Origin of the sequence: Streptomyces sp. NPDC090083 (assembly GCF_044747445.1) — a bacterium.
In the GTDB taxonomy this organism is placed as follows: Bacteria; Actinomycetota; Actinomycetes; order Streptomycetales; family Streptomycetaceae; genus Streptomyces.
In genome coordinates this window covers 1-19,966 of record NZ_JBIVED010000021.1, presented here as the reverse complement: position 1 = coordinate 19,966, position 19,966 = coordinate 1, and the positions used below count along the sequence as shown (strand labels likewise).

Annotated in this window: 15 protein-coding genes; 7 read left to right on the top strand and 8 right to left on the bottom strand. The window is 71.3% G+C overall.

All coding sequences use genetic code 11. The annotated features are described in order from the left end of the window. Window positions 1-239: 239 nt before the first annotated feature. From ACIPTO_RS41700 to ACIPTO_RS41685, 4 genes are read left to right on the top strand one after another with little or no spacing between them, the layout of a single operon-like run. Window positions 240-3,077 (top strand): nitrate- and nitrite sensing domain-containing protein, encoded by a 2,838-nt coding sequence (locus ACIPTO_RS41700; RefSeq protein ID WP_401200838.1) that lies wholly within the window; start codon window positions 240-242, stop codon window positions 3,075-3,077. After that, complete coding sequence (locus ACIPTO_RS41695) at window positions 3,074-3,505, top strand: roadblock/LC7 domain-containing protein (RefSeq protein ID WP_366323327.1); 432 nt, start codon at window positions 3,074-3,076, stop codon at window positions 3,503-3,505. Before ACIPTO_RS41700 ends, ACIPTO_RS41695 begins: the two co-directional genes overlap by 4 nt. 9 nt (window positions 3,506-3,514) lie before the next feature. Then, complete coding sequence (locus ACIPTO_RS41690; RefSeq protein ID WP_366323329.1) at window positions 3,515-3,910, top strand: DUF742 domain-containing protein; 396 nt, start codon at window positions 3,515-3,517, stop codon at window positions 3,908-3,910. A gap of 48 nt (window positions 3,911-3,958) precedes the next feature. Continuing rightward, complete coding sequence (locus tag ACIPTO_RS41685; RefSeq protein WP_366323361.1) at window positions 3,959-4,564, top strand: ATP/GTP-binding protein; 606 nt, start codon at window positions 3,959-3,961, stop codon at window positions 4,562-4,564. A gap of 99 nt (window positions 4,565-4,663) precedes the next feature. On the opposite strand, the gene glpK is transcribed toward ACIPTO_RS41685, so the two are convergent. From glpK to ACIPTO_RS41660, 5 genes are all read right to left on the bottom strand, one after another. Continuing rightward, entirely contained in the window at window positions 4,664-6,175 is a 1,512-nt protein-coding gene (gene glpK / locus ACIPTO_RS41680) for a glycerol kinase GlpK (RefSeq protein WP_401200835.1), read from the bottom strand. Between the two features lie 79 nt (window positions 6,176-6,254). Further along, window positions 6,255-6,980 (bottom strand): MIP/aquaporin family protein, encoded by a 726-nt coding sequence (locus ACIPTO_RS41675; RefSeq protein WP_401200832.1) that lies wholly within the window; start codon window positions 6,978-6,980, stop codon window positions 6,255-6,257. Window positions 6,981-7,315: 335 nt separating this feature from the next. Further along, window positions 7,316-8,968: an EAL domain-containing protein gene (locus ACIPTO_RS41670; protein ID WP_401200830.1), complete on the bottom strand. Its 1,653-nt coding sequence runs from the start codon at window positions 8,966-8,968 to the stop codon at window positions 7,316-7,318. 100 nt (window positions 8,969-9,068) lie between these two features. Continuing rightward, window positions 9,069-10,259 (bottom strand): lipid-transfer protein, encoded by a 1,191-nt coding sequence (locus ACIPTO_RS41665; protein ID WP_366323337.1) that lies wholly within the window; start codon window positions 10,257-10,259, stop codon window positions 9,069-9,071. Further along, on the bottom strand, window positions 10,259-10,681 hold the full coding sequence (locus tag ACIPTO_RS41660; protein WP_401200827.1) for a Zn-ribbon domain-containing OB-fold protein: 423 nt from the start codon (window positions 10,679-10,681) through the stop codon (window positions 10,259-10,261). Before ACIPTO_RS41660 ends, ACIPTO_RS41665 begins: the two co-directional genes overlap by 1 nt. Window positions 10,682-10,916: 235 nt before the next feature. Between ACIPTO_RS41660 and ACIPTO_RS41655 the strand changes: the two genes are divergently transcribed. Next, a complete protein-coding gene (locus tag ACIPTO_RS41655) occupies window positions 10,917-11,453 on the top strand; it encodes an NUDIX domain-containing protein (protein WP_366323341.1) in 537 nt (178 codons plus the stop codon). A gap of 2 nt (window positions 11,454-11,455) precedes the next feature. Here the strand turns inward: ACIPTO_RS41655 and ACIPTO_RS41650 are convergent, their stop codons facing one another. Beyond that, window positions 11,456-13,840, bottom strand: coding sequence for a TIM-barrel domain-containing protein (locus ACIPTO_RS41650; RefSeq protein ID WP_401200824.1), 2,385 nt, complete (start codon window positions 13,838-13,840; stop codon window positions 11,456-11,458). Between the two features lie 214 nt (window positions 13,841-14,054). On the opposite strand from ACIPTO_RS41650, the gene ACIPTO_RS41645 reads away from it, so the two are divergent. Beyond that, window positions 14,055-16,022, top strand: a complete 1,968-nt coding sequence (locus ACIPTO_RS41645) for an acetoacetate--CoA ligase (RefSeq protein ID WP_401200821.1) — start codon at window positions 14,055-14,057, stop codon at window positions 16,020-16,022. A gap of 315 nt (window positions 16,023-16,337) precedes the next feature. Then, window positions 16,338-17,237 (top strand): hypothetical protein, encoded by a 900-nt coding sequence (locus ACIPTO_RS41640; RefSeq protein WP_401200818.1) that lies wholly within the window; start codon window positions 16,338-16,340, stop codon window positions 17,235-17,237. Window positions 17,238-17,317: 80 nt separating this feature from the next. Here ACIPTO_RS41640 and ptsP read toward each other — a convergent pair whose 3' ends face one another. Next, a complete protein-coding gene (gene ptsP / locus ACIPTO_RS41635) occupies window positions 17,318-18,988 on the bottom strand; it encodes a phosphoenolpyruvate--protein phosphotransferase (protein ID WP_401200936.1) in 1,671 nt (556 codons plus the stop codon). Between the two features lie 79 nt (window positions 18,989-19,067). Continuing rightward, window positions 19,068-19,517, bottom strand: a complete 450-nt coding sequence (locus tag ACIPTO_RS41630; RefSeq protein WP_401200815.1) for a PTS glucose transporter subunit IIA — start codon at window positions 19,515-19,517, stop codon at window positions 19,068-19,070. Between the last annotated feature and the right edge of the window lie 449 nt (window positions 19,518-19,966).

Here is a 19,966-nt window from a genome sequence, read left to right as displayed (position 1 = left end):
GGGGGAAAAATTCTGGCCAACTGACCCAACGGACCGATCGGGTGGGTGTGTGGTGATTCTGGGAATGTCAGGGCGGCAATCTCCCGCAATGACCTGACAACTCCCCATGTCTCGCCGCCGCGGCGGGCGTTCAGGCTCCGGACAGCCCTTCGGGTTATCTGTGTGTCGGTAGTAGGCTCGCGCCGTTTGTTGACGCACATGTGTGCCCCCGGCCGGAGGGGGTCCAGCTGGGGGAGACCATGCGCTTTCGCGGGAAGTCCATCCGCCGGAAGATCGTGGCGCTCCTTCTCGTGCCGCTCGTGTCCCTGACCGCGATCTGGGCCTTCGCCACGGTCCTCACCGGCCGGGCCGCCGGAGACCTGTTCAACGTGTCGTCGGTGGTCGAGAAGATCGGCTATCCCACCGAGGACACCGTCCGCGTCATCCAGCGGGAACGCCGCCAGTCGCTCGTCTACCTCGCCGACCCGCGCGCCGCCGACGGCCTCACCGACCTCAGGCGCAGCCGCGCCGCGACCGACGAGGCCGTCGCCAAGATCCGTAAGAACGCCCGGAACCCGGACGTCCGCAACGCCATGGGCCGGGCCACCGACAGCCGGGTCTCCGCGGTCCTCGACGCCTTCGACGGACTCCAGTCGCTGCGCCGCAGCGTCGAGGACGGCACCGTCGACCGGTCCCAGGCCCTCGGCCTCTACAACCACCTCGTCGACCCGTGCTACGTCCTGCTGACCAACCTCCACGTGGTCGACAACGTGGCGATGGACAAGCAGTACCGCGCCCTCGTCAACCTCGCCCGGGCCCGAGAGTTCCTCTCCCGCGAGGACGCCCTGCTCGGCTCCTCCCTGATCGTCGGCAAGCTCACCCGGGACGAGACCCGCGACATCTCCGACCTCGTCGCGCAGCGCACCCTGATGTACGACGTGAACCTGCCGCTGCTGCCCGCCTCGGAGCGCGGGCACTTCGAACGCTTCTGGAAGAACGCGGCCAGTGCCCCGCTGCGTGTGGCCGAACAGGCCGCCGCCGCCTCGGAGTCGGGATCGGTCCGCAACGTCACCGCACAGACCTGGAACACCGCGGCCGGCGCCGTGCTGGACAAGCTCGGCACCCTCGACGACCAGGCCAACGACCGCTACCAGGACCGCGTCCGGCCCGTCGCGATGAACGTCATCCTCAAGGCGGCCATCGCCGGTGTCCTGGGGCTGATCGCCCTCCTGTTGTCGTTGTTCCTGTCCGTCCGCATCGGCCGCGGCCTCATCCGGGACCTGCGCCAACTCCGCCTGGACGCCCACGAGGCGTCCGGCGTCCGGCTGCCCAGCGTGATGCGCCGCCTGTCCGCGGGCGAGGTGGTCGACGTCGAGACCGAGGTCCCGCACCTGGAGTACGACCGGACCGAGATCGGCGAGGTCGGCCAGGCCCTGAACACCCTGCAGCGCGCGGCCGTCGAAGCCGCCGTCAAGCAGGCCGAGCTGCGCTCCGGTGTCTCCGACGTCTTCGTCAACCTCGCCCGCCGCAGCCAGGTCCTGCTGCACAAGCAGCTCACCCTGCTCGACACCATGGAGCGCAGGACCGAGGACACCGACGAACTCGCCGACCTGTTCCGCCTCGACCACCTGACGACCCGTATGCGCCGCCACGCGGAGGGCCTGGTGATCCTCTCCGGGGCCGCACCGTCCCGGCAGTGGCGCAAGCCGGTCCAGCTCATGGACATCGTCCGCGCGGCCGTCGCCGAGGTCGAGGACTACGAACGCATCGAGGTCCGCAGGCTGCCGCGCATCGCCGTCACCGGGCCCGCCGTCGCGGACCTCACCCACCTGGTGGCCGAACTCCTGGAGAACGCCACGGTGTTCTCCCCGCCGCACACCGCCGTCCAGGTCGTGGGGGAGCGGGTCGCCAACGGCTTCACCCTGGAGATCCACGACCGGGGCCTCGGCATGGCGGCCGAAGCACTCCTGGACGCCAACCTCCGGCTCGCCGAGACCCCGGAGTTCGAACTCTCCGACACCGACCGCCTCGGCCTCTTCGTGGTCAGCCGGCTCGCCCAGCGGCAGAACGTCCGCGTCTCGCTCCAGCCCTCGCCCTACGGGGGCACCACCGCCGTCGTGTTCATCCCCGACGCCCTGCTGAGCGACGAGGTCCCGGACACCAACGGCATCGGCTTCCGCCTCGACCGGCCGCGGCCGACCAAGGAGGCCGAGCTGGAGGAGAGCCACCGCTCGGCGCTCTCCCGGATGCCCGTGAAGCTGCCCGGCATGCCGCCCGCCCTCCTCGACGGCCCGGTCGAGCTGGAAGCCCCCGTCGACCTCGACACGCTCGAAGGCTTCCCGAGCCCGCTCGACGACGAGGACGGCGAGCGCGGCGGGATCTTCCGCCCCCGCCGCGCCTCCACCCACCGCGACGACCTCTCTCCCGTGCGCCCTGTGGACCAGCATCAGCAGGCCCCGGAGGCGGACACCGACGGCCGTCGCGGCGAGCCGCTCCCGCTGCCCCGGCGCCGTACGCCCAAGCTGGTCAGTTCGCATGGACGCCCGGTCGTCGAGCAGCGCTCCCGGCACGAGCCGGGGGACTCCGGAGAGGCCGATTTCGACGGACCCTCCACTGCCCCGACCTTGGGCGGACCGGAGACGGAAGGACCCGCACCGCTCCCGGCCCGACGGCGCGGTGACACGCCGCTACGGCGCCGTACCGACGTCCCCGGAGGGCGTGCCGAAGCCGCGCAGCCCCCCGCTTCGCCGGGGCGCGGGTTCGGCGAGCCGCCCGAGCCACCCTCCCTGCCCAGGCGCACCAGGCGGGCCGAGATCGCGTCGAGCGCTCCGGACCCCGAGGTTCCGCCGGGCCGGACCGGGCCCGACACGGGAGCGTTGCCCAGACGCGTACGTCAGGCCAATCTGGCCCCTCAGCTGAAACAGGACCCGGAGCGGCGCGCCGCCGGCCCGGCCGAGGTCGCCGAACGCGACGCCGACGAGGTGCGCAGCCGTATGGCCTCGCTCCAGCGCGGCTGGCAGCGCGGCCGCGAGGAGAACGCCGCGGGCGACGACGCCCAAGGCGGCACAGCACAAGGAACGAAGGGGGACGGTCGATGACCGCACCGAAGGCGACCGGCCACAGCACCGACCAGCGTGGTCTGAACTGGCTCCTCGACGACCTCGTCGAGCGCGTGGCCAGCATCCGCAAGGCCGTCGTGCTCTCCGGCGACGGCCTCGCCACCGGCGTGTCCCAGGACCTGACCCGCGAGGACAGCGAACACCTGGCCGCCGTCGCCTCCGGCTTCCACAGCCTCGCCAAGGGCGTCGGCCGCCACTTCGAGGCCGGCAGCGTGCGGCAGACGGTCGTCGAACTCGACGAGGCCTTCCTGTTCGTCACGGCCGCGGGCGACGGCAGCTGCCTCGCCGTCCTCGCGGACGCCGACTCCGACGTCGGACAGGTCGCCTACGAGATGACCCTGCTCGTGAAGCGGGTCGGTGTGCATCTGGGAGCCGCCCCGCGCACCGACCTGCCCCTGGGCGGGTAGTGACATGACATGAGCGCAGACGGTCAGGGAAGAAGCCACTGGTTCGACGACGAGGCCGGACCGGTCGTCAGGCCGTACGCGATGACGCGCGGCCGCACGACCAGTGCGGCCCAGCACCGCCTCGACCTCATCGCGGTGGTCATCGCGGAGTCTCAGGACGACGACCCGGAAGCGGACCACACGCTGTCCCCGGAGCATGTGGACATCGTCGGCCTCTGCCGTGACGCCCCGCAGTCGGTCGCCGAGCTCGCCGCCGAACTCGACTTGCCCATCGGGGTGATACGGGTCCTCATCGGCGATCTCGTGGACGGCGAACTCGTCCATGTGTCACGTCCCGTACCTCCTGCCGAACTGGTGGACGAGAGTATTCTGCGCGACGTGATCTCCGGCCTCCGGGCCCTGTGAGCGGTGCGAGCCACCACCCCCTACCCCATCGAGCAGGAGAACAGATCGATGATCTTCGGGCGTTCTGAGCGAGGCAAGCCTCCGGTCGAGCCCGTCACGCTCAAGATCCTGGTGGCCGGCGGCTTCGGCGTGGGCAAGACGACCCTCGTCGGCGCGGTCAGCGAGATCAGGCCGCTGCGCACCGAGGAACTGCTCACCGAGGCCGGCCGCCCGGTCGACGACACCAGCGGGGTGGAGGGCAAGCACACCACCACCGTGGCCATGGACTTCGGCCGCATCACCCTGCGGGAGGACCTGGTGCTGTACCTCTTCGGTACGCCCGGGCAGGAGCGGTTCTGGTTCATGTGGGACGAGCTGTCCGAGGGCTCCCTCGGAGCCGTCGTGCTCGCCGACACCCGCCGCCTGGAGGACTGCTTCGCCGCCCTCGACTACTTCGAGCGGCGGTCCATACCCTTCGTCGTCGGCGTCAACTGCTTCGAGGGCGCGGACCGTTACCCCGTGGACGCCGTACGCCAGGCCCTCGACCTCGACGAGGAAGTCCCCCTCATGCTCTGCGACGCACGCGACCGGGCGTCGGTCAAGGAGGTCCTCATCGAGGTCGTCCAGCACGCGATGGCCTACGGCGCCAAGCGCCGCCAGACCGTGACGAGTTGAGGCGGGCGCGTCCCGCACCTCCGTTGACCGGGGTACGGGCCGCGGCTCGCGGACGGCACGCACACGCGTGTGCCCCGTGAACGCCCCACGCGCGTGTGCCTAGTCGTCGCCGTCCTCCTCCCAGCCGAAGCTCTTCTCCACCGCCTTGCGCCAGTTGTGGTACTCGCGGTCCCGTACCGAGGACTCCATGGAGGGCGTCCACTCGACGTCCTTCTGCCAGTGCGCCTTCAGCTCGTCCAGGCCGTTCCACACGCCGGTGGCGAGCCCGGCCGCGTAGGCGGCGCCCAGGCAGGTCGTCTCGGACACCCTGGGCCGGATCACCGGTACGTCCAGGACGTCCGCCTGATGCTGCATCAGGAGGTTGTTTTGGGTCATGCCGCCGTCCACCTTCAGGGTGGTGATCTGCACCCCGGAGTCCTGGAACATGGCGTCCACCACCTCCCGCGTCTGCCAGCTCGTCGCCTCCAGGACCGCGCGGGCGAGGTGTCCCTTGGTGACGTACCGGGTCAGCCCGGTGAAGACACCGCGCGCGTCCGAGCGCCAGTAGGGGGCGAACAGGCCGGAGAACGCGGGCACGATGTATGCGCCGCCGTTGTCGTCCACGCTCGCGGCCAGGCTCTCGATCTCGTCGGCGCTGCGGATGATGCCGAGCTGGTCGCGGAACCACTGGACCAGCGCGCCCGTTATGGCGATCGATCCCTCCAGGCAGTAGACCGGCGCCTCACCGCCGATCTTGTAGCCCATCGTCGTCAGCAGCCCGTTCTTCGAAGGGACGGGCCGGTTCCCGGTGTTGAGCAGCAGGAAGCTGCCCGTGCCGTAGGTGTTCTTCGCGTTGCCCACGTCGTAGCAGGCCTGTCCGAACACGGCCGCCTGCTGGTCGCCCAGGGCCGACGCGACGGGCACGCCCGCGAGTTGGCCGACCGCGGTGCCGTAGACCTCGGCGGAGGACCTGATCTCGGGGAGGACGGCCTCGGGCACGTTCATCGCGGAGAGGATGGCCGGGTCCCACTGGAGGGTCTCCAGGTTCATCAGCATGGTGCGTCCGGCGTTCGTCACGTCGGTGACGTGCTTGCCGCCGTCGGTGCCCCCGGTGAGGTTCCAGATCAGCCAGGAGTCGATCGTGCCGAAGGCGATCTCACCGCGTTCGGCGCGGTCCCTGAGGCCGGGCACGTTGTCGAGCAGCCAGGCCGCCTTGGGGCCGGAGAAGTAGCTGGCGAGCGGCAGTCCTGTCTGCTCGCGGAAGCGGTCGGGGCCGTCCGAGCCGCCCAGCTGCTTGCACAGGGCGGCGGTGCGGGTGTCCTGCCACACGATGGCGTTGTGCACGGGTTTGCCGGTGGCGCGGTCCCAGAGGACCGTCGTCTCGCGCTGGTTGGTGATGCCGAGCGCGCTCAGCTGGTCGGCGCGCAGCCCCGCCTTGGCGATCGCCCCGGCGACCACCGCCTGCACCTTGGACCAGATCTCGGTGGCGTCGTGCTCCACCCAGCCCGGCTTGGGGAAGATCTGGCGGTGCTCGCGCTGGTCGACGGCGACGATCGCGCCGTCCTGGTTGAAGACGATGCAGCGGCTGGAGGTGGTGCCCTGGTCGATTGCGGCGACGAACCTGTCCGTCATGACGACCCCTTTGTCGTGTCCTTCGGCTCCTGCGGAGGGCGGCCCCGTCCTGCGGCGGGCCGCTCCTCGAAGTCCGTTGTCAGAAGGCTGCGTTGAAGATGACCCCGGCCAGGGCCCCGCCGACGAGCGGTCCCACCACCGGGATCCACGCGTAACTCCAGTCCGAGGTGCCCTTGTTGGGGATCGGGAGCAGCGCGTGGACGATGCGCGGGCCCAGGTCGCGGGCCGGGTTGATGGCGTACCCGGTGGGACCGCCGAGCGACAGACCGATGCCGACCACCAGGAAGGACACGACCAGCACCGCCGTGCCGGACGTACCGAGCCCCTTGGTGAGCCCGAAGGCCAGGATCGGCAGCACCAGCGCGATCGTCGCGATGATCTCCGTCATCAGGTTCGCCACCGCGTTGCGGATCGTGGGCGAGGTGGAGAAGATCCCGAGGGTGGGCTGCGCCATCTCCTCCTCGGCGTTGGCCTGGAACTGCGCGTAGTAGACCAGCCAGCACAGCAGCGCGCCGAGCATGGCGCCCACCAACTGGCCCGCGATGTAGAGCGGGACCTTGTCCCACTTCCCGGTGTCGATGGCGATGCCGACGGTGACCGCCGGGTTGAGCTGTCCGCCGGACAGCGGGGCGGCGGTGTACGCCCCGGCCATCACGCCGAAGCCCCAGCCGAACGCGATGACGATCCAGCCGCCGTCCTTCGCCTTCGAGTAGTTGAGCACGACGGCGGCGACCACGCCGGCGCCGAAGAGGATCAGGATCGCGGTGCCGATGACCTCACCGAGGAATATGTCTCCATTGCTCATGGCGGCTCCTAGGCCCTCGCCCGGGACGGTCGGCCCCGGTCCTCCGTGCAGGGTGCGGTTCCCTTGGCGACTTCAGCCGGAGGCAGGGAGGGTCCCGAGCCCCGCCCGGCGTCCGTGACGAGCGTGCCGTCGTGGCCGAATCGCCCATGGGGTGTGGGCCTGAGCGCAGGCGGAGCCAGCGCGGCGCAGTGCCTGGTACGCCGAGAATGTACGGCGATGTCGACCGACACCGGGAAGTGTTCACCGGCGCCCAGGGAGCGTCAAGGTCGCGGACCGCAACGGTGACGCCCGCTCAGACGGCCTCTGACGCCCCGCAGAAGCCCGCCGGGCCGCGCTCAGCGCCCGGGGGACCCCGCTGCCCTGCGGTCGGCCTGTACGGGCGTCACGCGGGTTCCGCGCAGGATCTCGTACTCGGTCAGTCCCGCGCGGCTCAGCACCCAGCTCGTGCCGTCCAGCGCCTTCGCCGCCTTCTTCAGCGGCGCCAGACACGCGGCCGCCTGCCGGTGGTCGGTCACACTGCCCGGCAGACACAGGACGGTCGCCAGGGACAGCGTCACGGGCCTGCCGCCCGCCTCCCAGCGCATGTCGAGCACGGCGCCGGCCAGCGGACCCAGCCCGTCCGGATCGGTGAGCACCAGGAAGTCGTCCCCGCCGATGTGCCCCACGCGTGTGTGCCCGGTCGCCGCCGACTGCAGCGCCCGTCCGACCGAGCGGATCAGCTCGTCCCCCGCCGCGAACCCGGCCCCGTCGTTGACCTGCTTGAAGTGGTCGACGTCCAGCCAGCTCAGCGCGAACGTCAGCCCGTCGACGATCCGCCGGTCCACCTCACCGGTGATCGCGTCCGAACCGGGCAGCCTGGTCAGCGGATTGAGCCCCGCCGCCTCCTCCACCCGCGTCTCGGCCAGCGCCCGCAGCAGGTCCGCGAGCCGTACGACGCCCACGCACCGCCCGTAGCGGTCGACCACCGCCACGTCGTCCGACGTACGGTCCGCGTCGCCGACCGCGACGACGTCCAGGACCTCCCAGGCGGTCGCGTGGTCGCCGACCGTCCGCGGCACGTCACCGAGCCGGGCGGCGGGCCGGTCGGCGTACAGGGCATGGCCGTAGCGCCCCGACATCGACAGCAGGAAGCGGGAGCGGTGCACCGAACGCACCGGCACCCCGTCCCGGTCCACGAGCACCACCCCGGAGACGTCCGGCGAGCCGGTCAGCAGCGCCCGCACCTGACCGGAGGACGCGGTGTCGGGCAGCAGCGCGGCCGGCCGGACGAACTCCCGCACCCACGGACCCGACGCCGGTGTCGCCGCGAGCCCGGGAGCGCGCGACGGAACGTATACGTCCGCCGCCGGGACCCGAGTCGCCGGTGCGAACAGCTCGCCCTGCGCCAACTGCGCCCCGGCCGCCCGCGCGGCGGCACACTGCGCCTCGGTCTCCACGCCCTCCACCGACAGCAGGGCGCCCAGCTGCTCGCACAGGGTCCGCATCGCCCGCACCGCGGCCGGCCGCTCCAGCAGCGACGCGTCGAGTTTCACCAGGTCGGGCGCGAGATCCGTGAGCAGCCGCAGGGGTACGTCACCGTCGCCGACGCCGTCCGCGCAGATCCGGAACCCCTGGCCCCGCAGTTCGGACACCGCCTCCAGAAGCGCCCGCCGGGGCACGTGCGTGTACGGCGGCCCGATGTCGAGCGTGACCTCCCACGGCAGCCGTCCCGCCTCGCGCACCGCGCGGTGCAGCGGGGTCAGGCCGCCGAGGTCGGCGAGCGTGCCGGCGAACACGTTGATGTGCAGCGGCAGCAGCGTCTCCCTGCGCGCGGCGGCGCGGACCGCCAACACGGCCAGCCTGCCGTCGAGTTCGGGGTCGCGGCGGGCCTCGGCCAGGATGTCGCCGGTCTCGGGGCGGACGAGGATCTCCAGCCCCGCGATCCCGCCGGTGGTCAGATTGACCACCGGCTGGAAGGCGAAGCGGAGAGTGTCCGTCGAGGAGCGCACGGCAGCATGATGGCGTCACCGGCGTACGCCCAGGGCCAGTTCATAAGACGTTCACGCAGCCTTGCGGGCCGATCCCACGGTCTGCGGGACACGCCGTCGCTCACCGCACGGCGAGCACCGCCGACCCGTGCCCGAACAGCCCCTGGTTCGCGGTGAGCCCCACCCGCGCCCCGGGGATCTGCCGCTCGCCCGCGTCGCCCCTCAACTGCCAGGTCACCTCGCAGACCTGGGCGATCGCCTGCGCCGGAACCGCCTCCCCGAAGGAGGCCAGTCCGCCGCTCGCGTTCACCGGTATCCGCCCGCCCGGAGCCGTCGCGCCCTCCCGCAGCAGCTTGGCGCCCTCGCCCTCGCCGCACAGCCCCAGGTCCTCGTACCACTGCAGCTCCAGGGCGGTGGACAGGTCGTACACCTCGGCCAGCGAGAGCTCCTCCGGGCCGACGCCCGCCTCCTCGTAGGCCGCGCGCGCGATCGACGCCCGGAATGTCTCGTCCGGGGGTGCCACCGCCGCAGCGGAGTCGGTGGCGATGTCCGGGAGGTCCAGCACCGTGTTCGGATAACGCGGCGTCACCGTGGACACAGCCCGGATCCGCACCGGGTCCGCCGCTCCGTGGCGGCGCGCGAACTCCATGGTGGACAGCACCAGGGCCGCCCCGCCGTCGGAGGTGGCGCAGATGTCGAGCAGCCGCAGCGGATCGGCGACCACCGCGGAGGCGGCGACCTCCTCGGCGGAGACCCGCTTGCGGTAGCGCGCGTACGGATTCAGTGCCCCCAGGGCCGCGTTCTTCACCTTGACCTGGGCGAAGTCTTCGGGGGTGTCCCCGTAGAGGGCCATTCGCCGGCGCGCGTACAGCCCGAAGTACGTCGGGTTCGTCGCCCCGAGGACCCGGAAGCGCAGCCAGTCCGGATCGTCGTGCCGCTCCCCGCCGGCCGGCCGGAAGAACCCCTTGGGCGCGGCATCGGCGCCCACCACCAGCACCACGTCCGCGAGCCCCGAAAGGAGCTGCGCCCGCGCCGCGTTGACGGCCTGCGCCCCGGACGCGCACGCCGCGTACACGCTCGCCACCCGGGCGCCCTGCCAGCCCAGCGCCTTCGCGAACGTGGCGCCCGCCACGTACCCCGGATAGCCGCCACGCACCGTGTCCGCGCCGACGATCGAGCCGACGTCCCGCCACTCCAGTCCCGCGTCGGCGAGCGCGGCCCGGGCCGCCGCCGTCCCGTACTCGACGAAGCCGCGCCCCCACTTCCCCCAGGGGTGCATGCCCGCGCCGAGCACCGCCACGTCCGCCGTCATCACGCCACCCCCACGGGCCGCCAGTGCCAGGTCGTCCAGGTCGTCTCCGTGTCCTCGCTGAGCACCCCGGGGACGACCTCCACCTCCATGCCCACCGTCAGGTCGGCGACGGTGATCCTGGGAACCGCCTGTCCCAGCACCACGATCCGCTCGGACTCCAGCTCCACAGCGATCAACGCGTACGGTTCCCACGGAAGTTCCGGATCGCTCACATACGGTGACGGTGGCCGGTACCGGCTGTCCGTGTACGACCAGACACGGCCGCGCCGCGACAGCGGGACCTCCTCCAGGTCGCCGCCCCGGCAGGCCGGATTGCGGCAGTGGGCGTCCTCCCGGGGGAAGAAGACCGAGTCGCACGCCGAGCAGCGCGTGCCCAGCAGCCGGAAGCCGTCCCCGTTCCCGGTGAACCAATCGGTGACCACAGGTGTGCGTGTCCGCGACAACGTCCCTCCACAACACTGGATCTGACGGAACGTCAGAAGTGTGCCACGGGCAACGGAAAATGAGCAGGGCGTTTCGGTGAACCATCGAGCCGCTCACGGCGTCGTCGTATCAGGAGAGACGGCCGGGGCCCACGGGGGTGGTTCCGGCCGTTTTCCGTTCACGCGCGCGGCCCCCGGAAAGACGTCCTCCGCTTGATCGGATACAGTCCGCCGGGTGTCCGAAACTCAAGCCTCCGTCCCCAACTCCGGGCCGAACAGCCACTGTTCGAGCTGCGGATCGCCCTACGGAGAGGGCGTCTCCGGCTGGCCCCGCACCTGCCCGGCCTGCGGAACCGTCGCGTACCGCAACCCGCTGCCCGTGGCCGTCGCACTCCAGCCCGTGTACGACACCAAGGGCACCGCCCTGGTCGTCATCACCCGAACCGTCGACCCCGCGCGCGGAGGCGTCGCCCTCCCGGGCGGTTTCGTCGACGACCGCGAGGACTGGCGCCAGGCCCTCGTCCGCGAACTCAGGGAGGAGACGGGCATCGAAGCGGCCAGCCGCGACGTACGGCTCGTCGACGCCATCAGCTCGCCCGACGGGCATCTCCTGCTCTTCGGGGTCCTCCCCGAGCGCCCGGTCGAGGGACTGCCCAAGTCCGCCGCCACCGACGAGACCGAGGGGTGGCACCTCCTGCGCAGGCCGGAGGAGCTCGCCTTCCCGCTGCACTCCGTGGCCGTCAGGGCCTGGTTCGAAGGCCGGTACATCTGAGGTCAGCCCTCACCGAGCCCTCGCACCCGCACCGGGTAGGACGGCGCACTCACGCCGTCCCCTCCTTCTAGGCCTTCCCGGCCTTCCCGCTCCACGACCACCCGCCGGCCCTCCCAGCGGGCGACGTACCGCTCGATCTCCGGTTCGTCCCAGCCGTCGCCCGCGTCCGGCACCACCAGCCCGCCCCCGGTCCGCCCCCGGGCGGGCGCCCACACCTCCAGCTCCAGCCCGCCGTCCGCTCCCCGCACCGGCAGCACGGCACCCGCGCGCGCGAGCACCGGAATCCGCGACAACGGGGCGTCGACGAGAATCTGCGCCGGCCCCTCGTAGGCCTGCTCCGTCTCCGTGTCGTACCAGCGCCCCCTCGGCAACTGCACCGCCCGCCGGTCCGACCCGGGATCGAGCACCGGCGCCACCAGGAGACAGTCGCCCAGCAGGAAGGCGTCCTCGCAGTCCCGTAGCGCACGATCCTCGGGAACACCCCACCACAGGGGCCGCACATAGGGCGCCCCGGTCCGCCGCGCCAGATGGGCCAGCGTCATGAAGTACGGCAGCAGCCGCCGCCGTTCGACGAGCGCCACGCGCGCGTGCTCCAGCACCTCGGCACCGAACTCCCAGGGCTCCCGACGCCCCGCCCGCGAACTCGCGTGCGTCCGGAACAGCGGCAGATACGCGCCCAGCTGGAACCAGCGCAGATACAGCTCCGGAGACGGACTCCCGTCGAAACCGCCCACATCAGGACCCGAGTACGGCACCCCGCACAGCCCGAGCCCCATCACCAGCGACAGCGAGGCCCGCAGCCCCTGCCAGCCGGTGGCCACATCGCCGGACCACGTACCCCCGTAGATCTGCATCCCCGCCCACCCCGAGCGCGAGAAGAGGAACGGCCGCTCCTGGGGGGCCAGTTCACGCAACGCCTCATAGGCGGCTCTCGCCATGCACAGCGCGTACACGTTGTGCGCCTCACGATGGTCGCCGCCCCGCCCGTCGAGGTCGTGCCGAGCCGAACGCGGAAGCGTCGACTCCCCGAAGGCGGCGAACGACGTCGGCTCGTTCATGGCGTGCCAGAACCCCGCGAAGCCCTGCGCGAGCCGCTCCTTGTAGAGCCCGCCCCACCACTCCCGCACACGCGGGTGCGTGAAGTCCGGGAAAACGGCCTCCCCGGGCCACACGACTCCGCGCACCAGCCGCCCCGAGGCGTCCCGCACGAAGGCGTCCTCGGCCGTCCCGCTGTCGTGGACGGCGTTCCCCGGCTCGGCCTTCACCGCGGGCTCGATCACCGACACCAGGCGGATGCCGTCCCGCCGCAGCTCCTCGGCGAGCACCGGCAGCTTCGGGAAGCGCTCGTGGTCGACGGTGAACACCCGGTGCTCGTCGTAATGGTCGATGTCCAGGTGCACGGCGTCCAGCGGCAGACCGCGCTCCTGGTAGCCGGCGACGATCCGCCGCACCTCCTGCTCACTGCCGAAGCCCCACCGCGCGTGATGGTGACCCAGCGCCCACGCCGGGGGCAGCGCGGGAGCGCCGGTCAGCGAGGCCCAGGCGTGCAGCACGCGCGCGGGGGTGCCCACCACCACCCAGCAGCGCAGCGGACCGCCGTCCATCCGCAGCTCGGACGTCCCGGCCCGGTCGTGCCCGGAACCGGCCCCTTCCTCGCCCTCCCGCAGCGTCACCGTGCCGTCCCAGGAGGTGTCGTGGAACACCAGATGCGTCGCCGCGTCGGCCACCACCAGCTGCACGGGCATGGTCACGTACAGCGGATCGTCACCCGGGGTGAATGCGTGCCCGGGGTCGGTGTTCCACAGCCTGTACGTCCCGTCCCGCAACCGCGGCCCCGACGCGCGCCCGCCGAGCCCGAAGAACCGGGCGTCCGCAGCCACCTCGGAGCGCTGCTTCCAGCGCGCCGTGCCCCCGCCCACCGGCTCCCACCACCGCGGCGGCAGGTCCCGGCGCAGCGTCACCCCTCCGGGCGTACGCACCTCGACCGCGCCGTGCCGGGACACGATGACCGTCACCCGCTCCGCCACGACCCGCCAGCCGCCGTCCTTGTCCGGCTCCAGGACCGCCCGCGGATCCGGCTCCGGGCACCGCCCGCCCAGCGCGTACGACGGCTCGGGACCGGCCCCGTCCCAGCCCCAGAAGACGGCTCCGTTCACGGCGACCGTGATGCGCAGCTCGGAGCGGCTGAACCGGACGACCCCGCCCCCGGGGCCCGGCTCGGCGTCCCGGACCGGCCCGGGCACCCGTGCCCGCTCCGCCCCGCGCGCGGGCAGCCCGATGGCGTCGGCACGCCTGCTGCGCCACGCCGCCCGTACGGTACGCAAACCCTGCGCCGCCCCCGTCGAACCGACCACTTTCACCGAACGCACCAGGTCACGACCGTCCATGCTGCTCACCCTGCCATCACAAGCCCCGCATAACCGTGTCGTTCAACTGCCGTTCACCCGTGGTGGGACCACATGTTCACGACACGGACTATGTGGAGCGCGCCCTGGTGTAGAAGTCGATCACATGGCATCGTCCGTGTCAGCCGCGTCACGCGCACACCCCCGCCCGTGCGCGACCGACGCACACGACGCGCACAGTCCCGGGAGCCGCCCCATGTCGACCGCGAACCCCCTGCCGCTCTGGCAGCCAGATCCGGAACGCATCGCCCAGGCACAGGTCACCACGTTCCAGTCCTGGGCGGCCGAACACCACGGAGCCCCGGCCGAGGGCGGCTACGCGGCGCTGCACCGCTGGTCCGTCGACGAACTGGACACCTTCTGGCAGGCCGTCACCGAGTGGTTCGACGTCAGCTTCTCGACCCCCTACGCGCGTGTGCTCGGCGACCGCTCGATGCCCGGCGCCCAGTGGTTCCCCGGAGCGACCCTCAACTACGCCGAGCACGCCCTGCGCGCGGCGGCGACCCGCGCGGACGAACCGGCCCTCCTGTACGTCGACGAGACCCACGAACCGACCCCGGTCACCTGGTCGCAGCTGCGCCGGCAGGTCGGCTCCCTGGCCGCCGAACTGCGCGCCCTCGGTGTACGCCCCGGAGACCGCGTCAGCGGCTACCTCCCGAACATCCCCCAGGCCGTCGTCGCCCTGCTCGCCACCGCCGCCGTGGGCGGCGTCTGGACGTCCTGCGCGCCGGACTTCGGCGCCCGCAGCGTCCTCGACCGCTTCCAGCAGGTCGAACCGGTCGTCCTGTTCACCGTCGACGGCTACCGCTACGGCGGCAAGGAGCACGACCGCCGCGACGCGGTGGCCGAACTCCGCCGCGAACTGCCCACCCTGCGCGCGGTCGTCCACGTCCCCTTGCTCGGCACCGAAGCCCCCGAAGGCGCCCTGGAATGGTCGTCGCTGACCTCGGCCGACGTGGAGCCCGTCTTCGAGCAGGTGCCCTTCGAGCACCCCCTGTGGGTCCTCTACTCCTCGGGCACGACCGGCCTCCCCAAGGCCATCGTCCAGTCCCAGGGCGGCATCCTCGTCGAGCACCTCAAACAACTCGGCCTGCACTGCGACCTGGGCCCCGAGGACCGCTTCTTCTGGTACACGTCCACCGGCTGGATGATGTGGAACTTCCTCGTCTCCGGCCTCCTGACCGGCACGACGATCGTCCTCTACGACGGCAGCCCCGGGTACCCCGACACAGCGGCCCAGTGGCGCATCGCCGAACGCACCGGAGCGACTCTCTACGGCACCTCGGCCGCGTACGTCATGGCCTGCCGCAAGGCCGGCGTGCACCCGTCGGCCGACTTCGACCTCTCCAAGGTCAAGTGCGTCGCCACCACCGGCTCACCCCTGCCCCCGGACGGCTTCCGCTGGCTGCACGACGAGGTCCGCGACGACCTCTGGATCGCCTCGGTCAGCGGCGGCACGGACGTCTGCTCCTGCTTCGCGGGAGCCGTACCGACCCTCCCGGTGTACATCGGTGAACTCCAGGCCCCCGGCCTCGGCACCGACCTGCAGTCCTGGGACCCGAGCGGCGCACCCTTGGTCGACGAGGTGGGCGAACTCGTGGTCACCAACCCGATGCCGTCCATGCCGATCTACTTCTGGAACGATCCCGAAGGCACGCGCTACCACGACAGTTACTTCGACACGTACCCCGGAGTGTGGCGCCACGGCGACTGGATCACCGTCACCTCCCGGGGCTCCGTCGTCATCCACGGCCGCTCCGACTCCACGCTCAACCGGCAGGGCGTACGCATGGGCTCGGCCGACATCTACGAGGCGGTCGAACGGCTCCCGGAGATCAAGGAGTCCCTCGTCATCGGCATCGAACAGCCCGACGGCGGCTACTGGATGCCCCTTTTCGTGCACCTCGCCCCTGGAGCCGTCCTCGACGACGCCCTCCTGGGCCGCATCAAGCAGACGATCCGCGAACAGCTCTCCCCCCGCCACGTGCCCGACGAGGTCATCGAGATCCCCGGCGTCCCGCACACCCTCACCGGAAAGCGCATCGAGGTACCCGTCAAACGCCTCCTTCAGGGCACTCCGTTGGAGAAGGCGGTCAACCCGGGCTCCATCGACAACCTCGGCCTGCTGGCCTTCTACGAGGAACTCGCCCGCAAGCGCGCCTGATCGGCATCCGGTAGCGGACGATCAGCCTCCGCGGCCGGCCTCGGACTCACCCAGCACAGCGACGAAGCCCGAGGCCAGCCGCACCGCTTCGCCCGTGCCGCTCTCACCCTGTCCGAGATGCGCCATGCCACCGGCTCATCGGAACTCTCCGTCGCCCCCCCGCACCGAACCGAGTCGCCCCCGGCACCGAATCGACGAGCGCTCTGACCTGCATGATTCAGAGCTGCCCGGTCCGCCGACCACTCGCTCGGACGCCGTTGTCAGTGCCGCCGGTTACTGTGAGTGAGCATTGATCGACAGCGCACAGGGGGAAACATGGCGCACACCGACCACCTGACCGTCCGACGCGTTCTGCGCCGCGAAATCGCGGGCACCATCGGCCTGTTGACCGACGAGCAGGACTTCAGCGCCATGCGGCGCTACCGCAGCTTCACCTTCGACGACCACACCGCCTACCTCCAGCAGGTGGAGGCCCTCCTCAGGAGTCGCGCCTCCCAGGGCAGCCACACCAGCGTGGCCCTCTTCGACCCAGAGGAATACGCCGAGTTCTGCGCAGCCCGTGACCTGGAGCCCGACATCTCGTCGAGCCGCGCCCGCTTCACGGCCGAGCTCGCGGCCACCGGCCCCACCCTGCCCTACGAGGGCCAGCCACTGGCCGACCTCCTCCCGGCCCTGGTCGACGAGGCCGTCCGCCAGGCCACCTGGGAGTACGCGACCACACTCCTGTCCCGTCTCGGCGCCTGTGCCTCCTGCGGCGAGGACATCGGCCGCGCGGCCTTCACCCGGGCTTCCGGCCTCCTCGTCCGCATCCTCGACACGGCCCGCCCCGGCAACCGACATCTGGTCTGCAGCGTCTCGGGCGCACCGGAAACCCTCGTCTCCGTCCTCCACGCGGACGAGGACGAGGACGGCACCACGCACCTGGACGACGCCGAGGCCCTCGAATTCACCACGGTCCTCGCCCTCGGCCTCGCCACCCGAAGCCCCGGCGGCCTCGTCATGCGCACCACCAGCCCGAACACCACCGACTGCGTCTACGGCTGGCGACTGCGCGGCGACGGCCTGGAACCGCTGACCGCGGGCGAGGTCTTCGACGCCTACTGCACCGACGTCGAGTCCGGCGACCTCATCTCCCCGGAATCGGGCGTCGACTACTGCGTACCGCCGGACCTCGGAGACCTGGAACCGCCCCAACGAGGAGGACACCACCACTGAACACACCAGGGGCGCCCCACCCGCAGGTGAGGCGCCCCTGGAACACAGCCGACGGACGGCCGCCCGATCACTCGGCCCGACTACTCGCCGGACAGCACCGCCTGGGCCGCCACGCGCGCCTCCTCGGCACTGTCCGCAGCGCGCGCCGCCAGCGCGGCCCGCTCGCACTGGGCCAGCGTGTACTTCGCCAGCGTCGACCGCACATAAGGAATCGAGGCAGCACCCATCGAAAGGGAGGTGACCCCCAGACCGGTCAACACACAGGCCAGCAGCGGATCGGACGCGGCCTCACCGCAGACACCACAGCTCTTGCCCTCAGCCTTCGCGCCCTCGGCGGACATCGCGACCAGGTCGAGCAGCGCGGGCTGCCAAGGGTCCTGCAGCCGGGACACCGCGCCCACCTGACGGTCGGCGGCGAAGGTGTACTGCGCGAGGTCGTTCGTCCCCAGCGACAGGAACTCGACCTCCTGCAGAATCGAGCGCGCCCGCAGCGCGGCCGACGGAATCTCCACCATCGCCCCGAACTTGGCCCGCAGCCCGGCCTCCCGGCACGCGTCGGCGAACGCCTTGGCGTCCGCACGGTCCGCGACCATCGGAGCCATGACCTCCAGATACACCGGCAAGCCCTCGGCGGCCTTCGCGAGCGCCGTCAACTGGGTACGCAGGACGTCCGGGTGATCGAGCAGCGACCGCAGCCCCCGCACACCCAGCGCGGGGTTCGGCTCGTCGGCCGGCGTCAGGAAGTCCAGCGGCTTGTCCGCGCCCGCGTCCAGCACCCGCACCACGACACGCCCCTCGGGGAATGCCTCGAGCACCTGCCGGTAGGCCTCGACCTGCTTCGCCTCGGACGGCGCGTTCTTGCTGTCGTCCAGGAAGAGGAACTCGGTACGGAAGAGACCCACCCCCTCGGCCCCCGCCTCCAGCGCGGCCGGCAGATCGGCGGGGCCGCCGACATTGGCCAGGAGCGGCACCTTGTGCCCGTCGGAGGTGGCACCCGGACCCGTGGAAGCGGAGAGAGCGGCCTTGCGCGCGGCAGCGGCGGCCTCCAACTGCTCCTTCTTCTCGGCACTCGGGTTCACGAAGATCTCACCGGTGCTGCCGTCGACGGCGACGACCGTGCCCTCGACCAGTTCCCCGGCTCCCGGCAGCGCCACCACGGCCGGCACGCCGAGCGCTCGCGCCAGGATCGCGCTGTGACTCGTGGGCCCGCCCTCCTCGGTCACGAAACCGAGCACCAGCGCGGGGTCCAGCAGCGCCGTGTCCGCAGGAGCGAGGTCACGGGCAATAAGGACGTACGGCTCGTCACTGTCCGGAACACCCGGCATGGGCACGCCGAGCAGCCGGGCGACGATACGGTTCCGCACGTCATCGAGGTCGGCGACCCGACCGGCGAGATACTCACCCGCACCGGCCAGCAGAGCACGGTAGGCGGCGAAGGCGTCGTACGCAGCACGCTCCGCGGTGCTGCCCACCGCGATCCGGCGCTCCACGTCCGCCATCAGCTCGGGGTCCTGGGCCATCATGGCCTGCGCCTCGAGCACCGCCTGGGCTTCGCCCCCCGCCAGATTGCCGCGCGCCATCAGGTCGGCCGCCACAGCGTCCACGGCTTGGCGGGCGCGCCCCTGTTCACGCTCCGCGTCCTCCACCGGGCTCTGCTTGGCAGGCGGTTCGAGAACCGCCGTCCCCATGTGCCGAACCTCGCCGATCGCCACACCGTGGCTCACACCGACGCCTCGCAGCGTTGTCTCCATCTCACCCGTCTCCGATAGTGCGGCGGGTCCCGCCGCCGCGGTGGTTGTCCTGCTCACCGTCATGACGACGGCACTGACGTCACGCCCAGGCGAAGAGAACGTCGCCGGTCTTCACTTCGCCGTCCTCACGGAGGTCGGCGAGCGATTCGGCGGTCGCTTCGAGAGCCACGATCGGGCACACCGGGGACTTGCCGGCGGCCTCGACCGCGGCCGGGTTCCAGCGCACGACGCTCTGGCCGCGGACCACCGTGTCGCCCTTGTTGACGAGCAGCTCAAAGCCCTCGCCGTTGAGCTGCACGGTGTCGATGCCGAGGTGAGTGAGCACACCGTGCCCCTCGCTGTCCACGACGACGAAGGCGTGCGGGTGGAGGGAGACGATGACTCCGTCCACGGGAGAAACGGCCTCGGAAGGCTCGCGTACGGGGTCGATGGCCGTGCCGGGGCCGACCATGGCCCCGGAGAAGACCGGATCCGGCACCGCGGCCAGTCCGATGGCACGTCCTGCGAGAGGGGACGTCACGCTGGTCATGGGAAGCCTCCCAGAGGTGGGAAATGTGATGGGGCCGTCACTACCTGTCCCGGACGGCGCACTGAGCAGCAGGGTATGTCATATGTAGTAACGGTTCCGCCCGAGAGGTCCGGATTAGTGGTCTAGACCACACCTCTAATCGATTTGCACCTGCTCCGCGGCCGCATGTACAGTCGTACTCCTGCTTGAGGCCGAGCGGCGCGACCAAGCGCCTTTGCTTGGCCTGGCAGCACCCAACTTGTCAGATCCTATCTCGGGGTCACCTTCCGCATGCCTGCGGGACGGTGGTCAGGGGGCCGGAAAAACACTGATACAGTTTGGAACACCGAAGGGAAGCCCGGAGGAAAGCCCGAAAGGGTGAGTACAAAGGAAGCGTCCGTTCCTTGAGAACTCAACAGCGTGCCAAAAATCAACGCCAGATATGTTGATACCCCGTCTCCGGCTGTCAC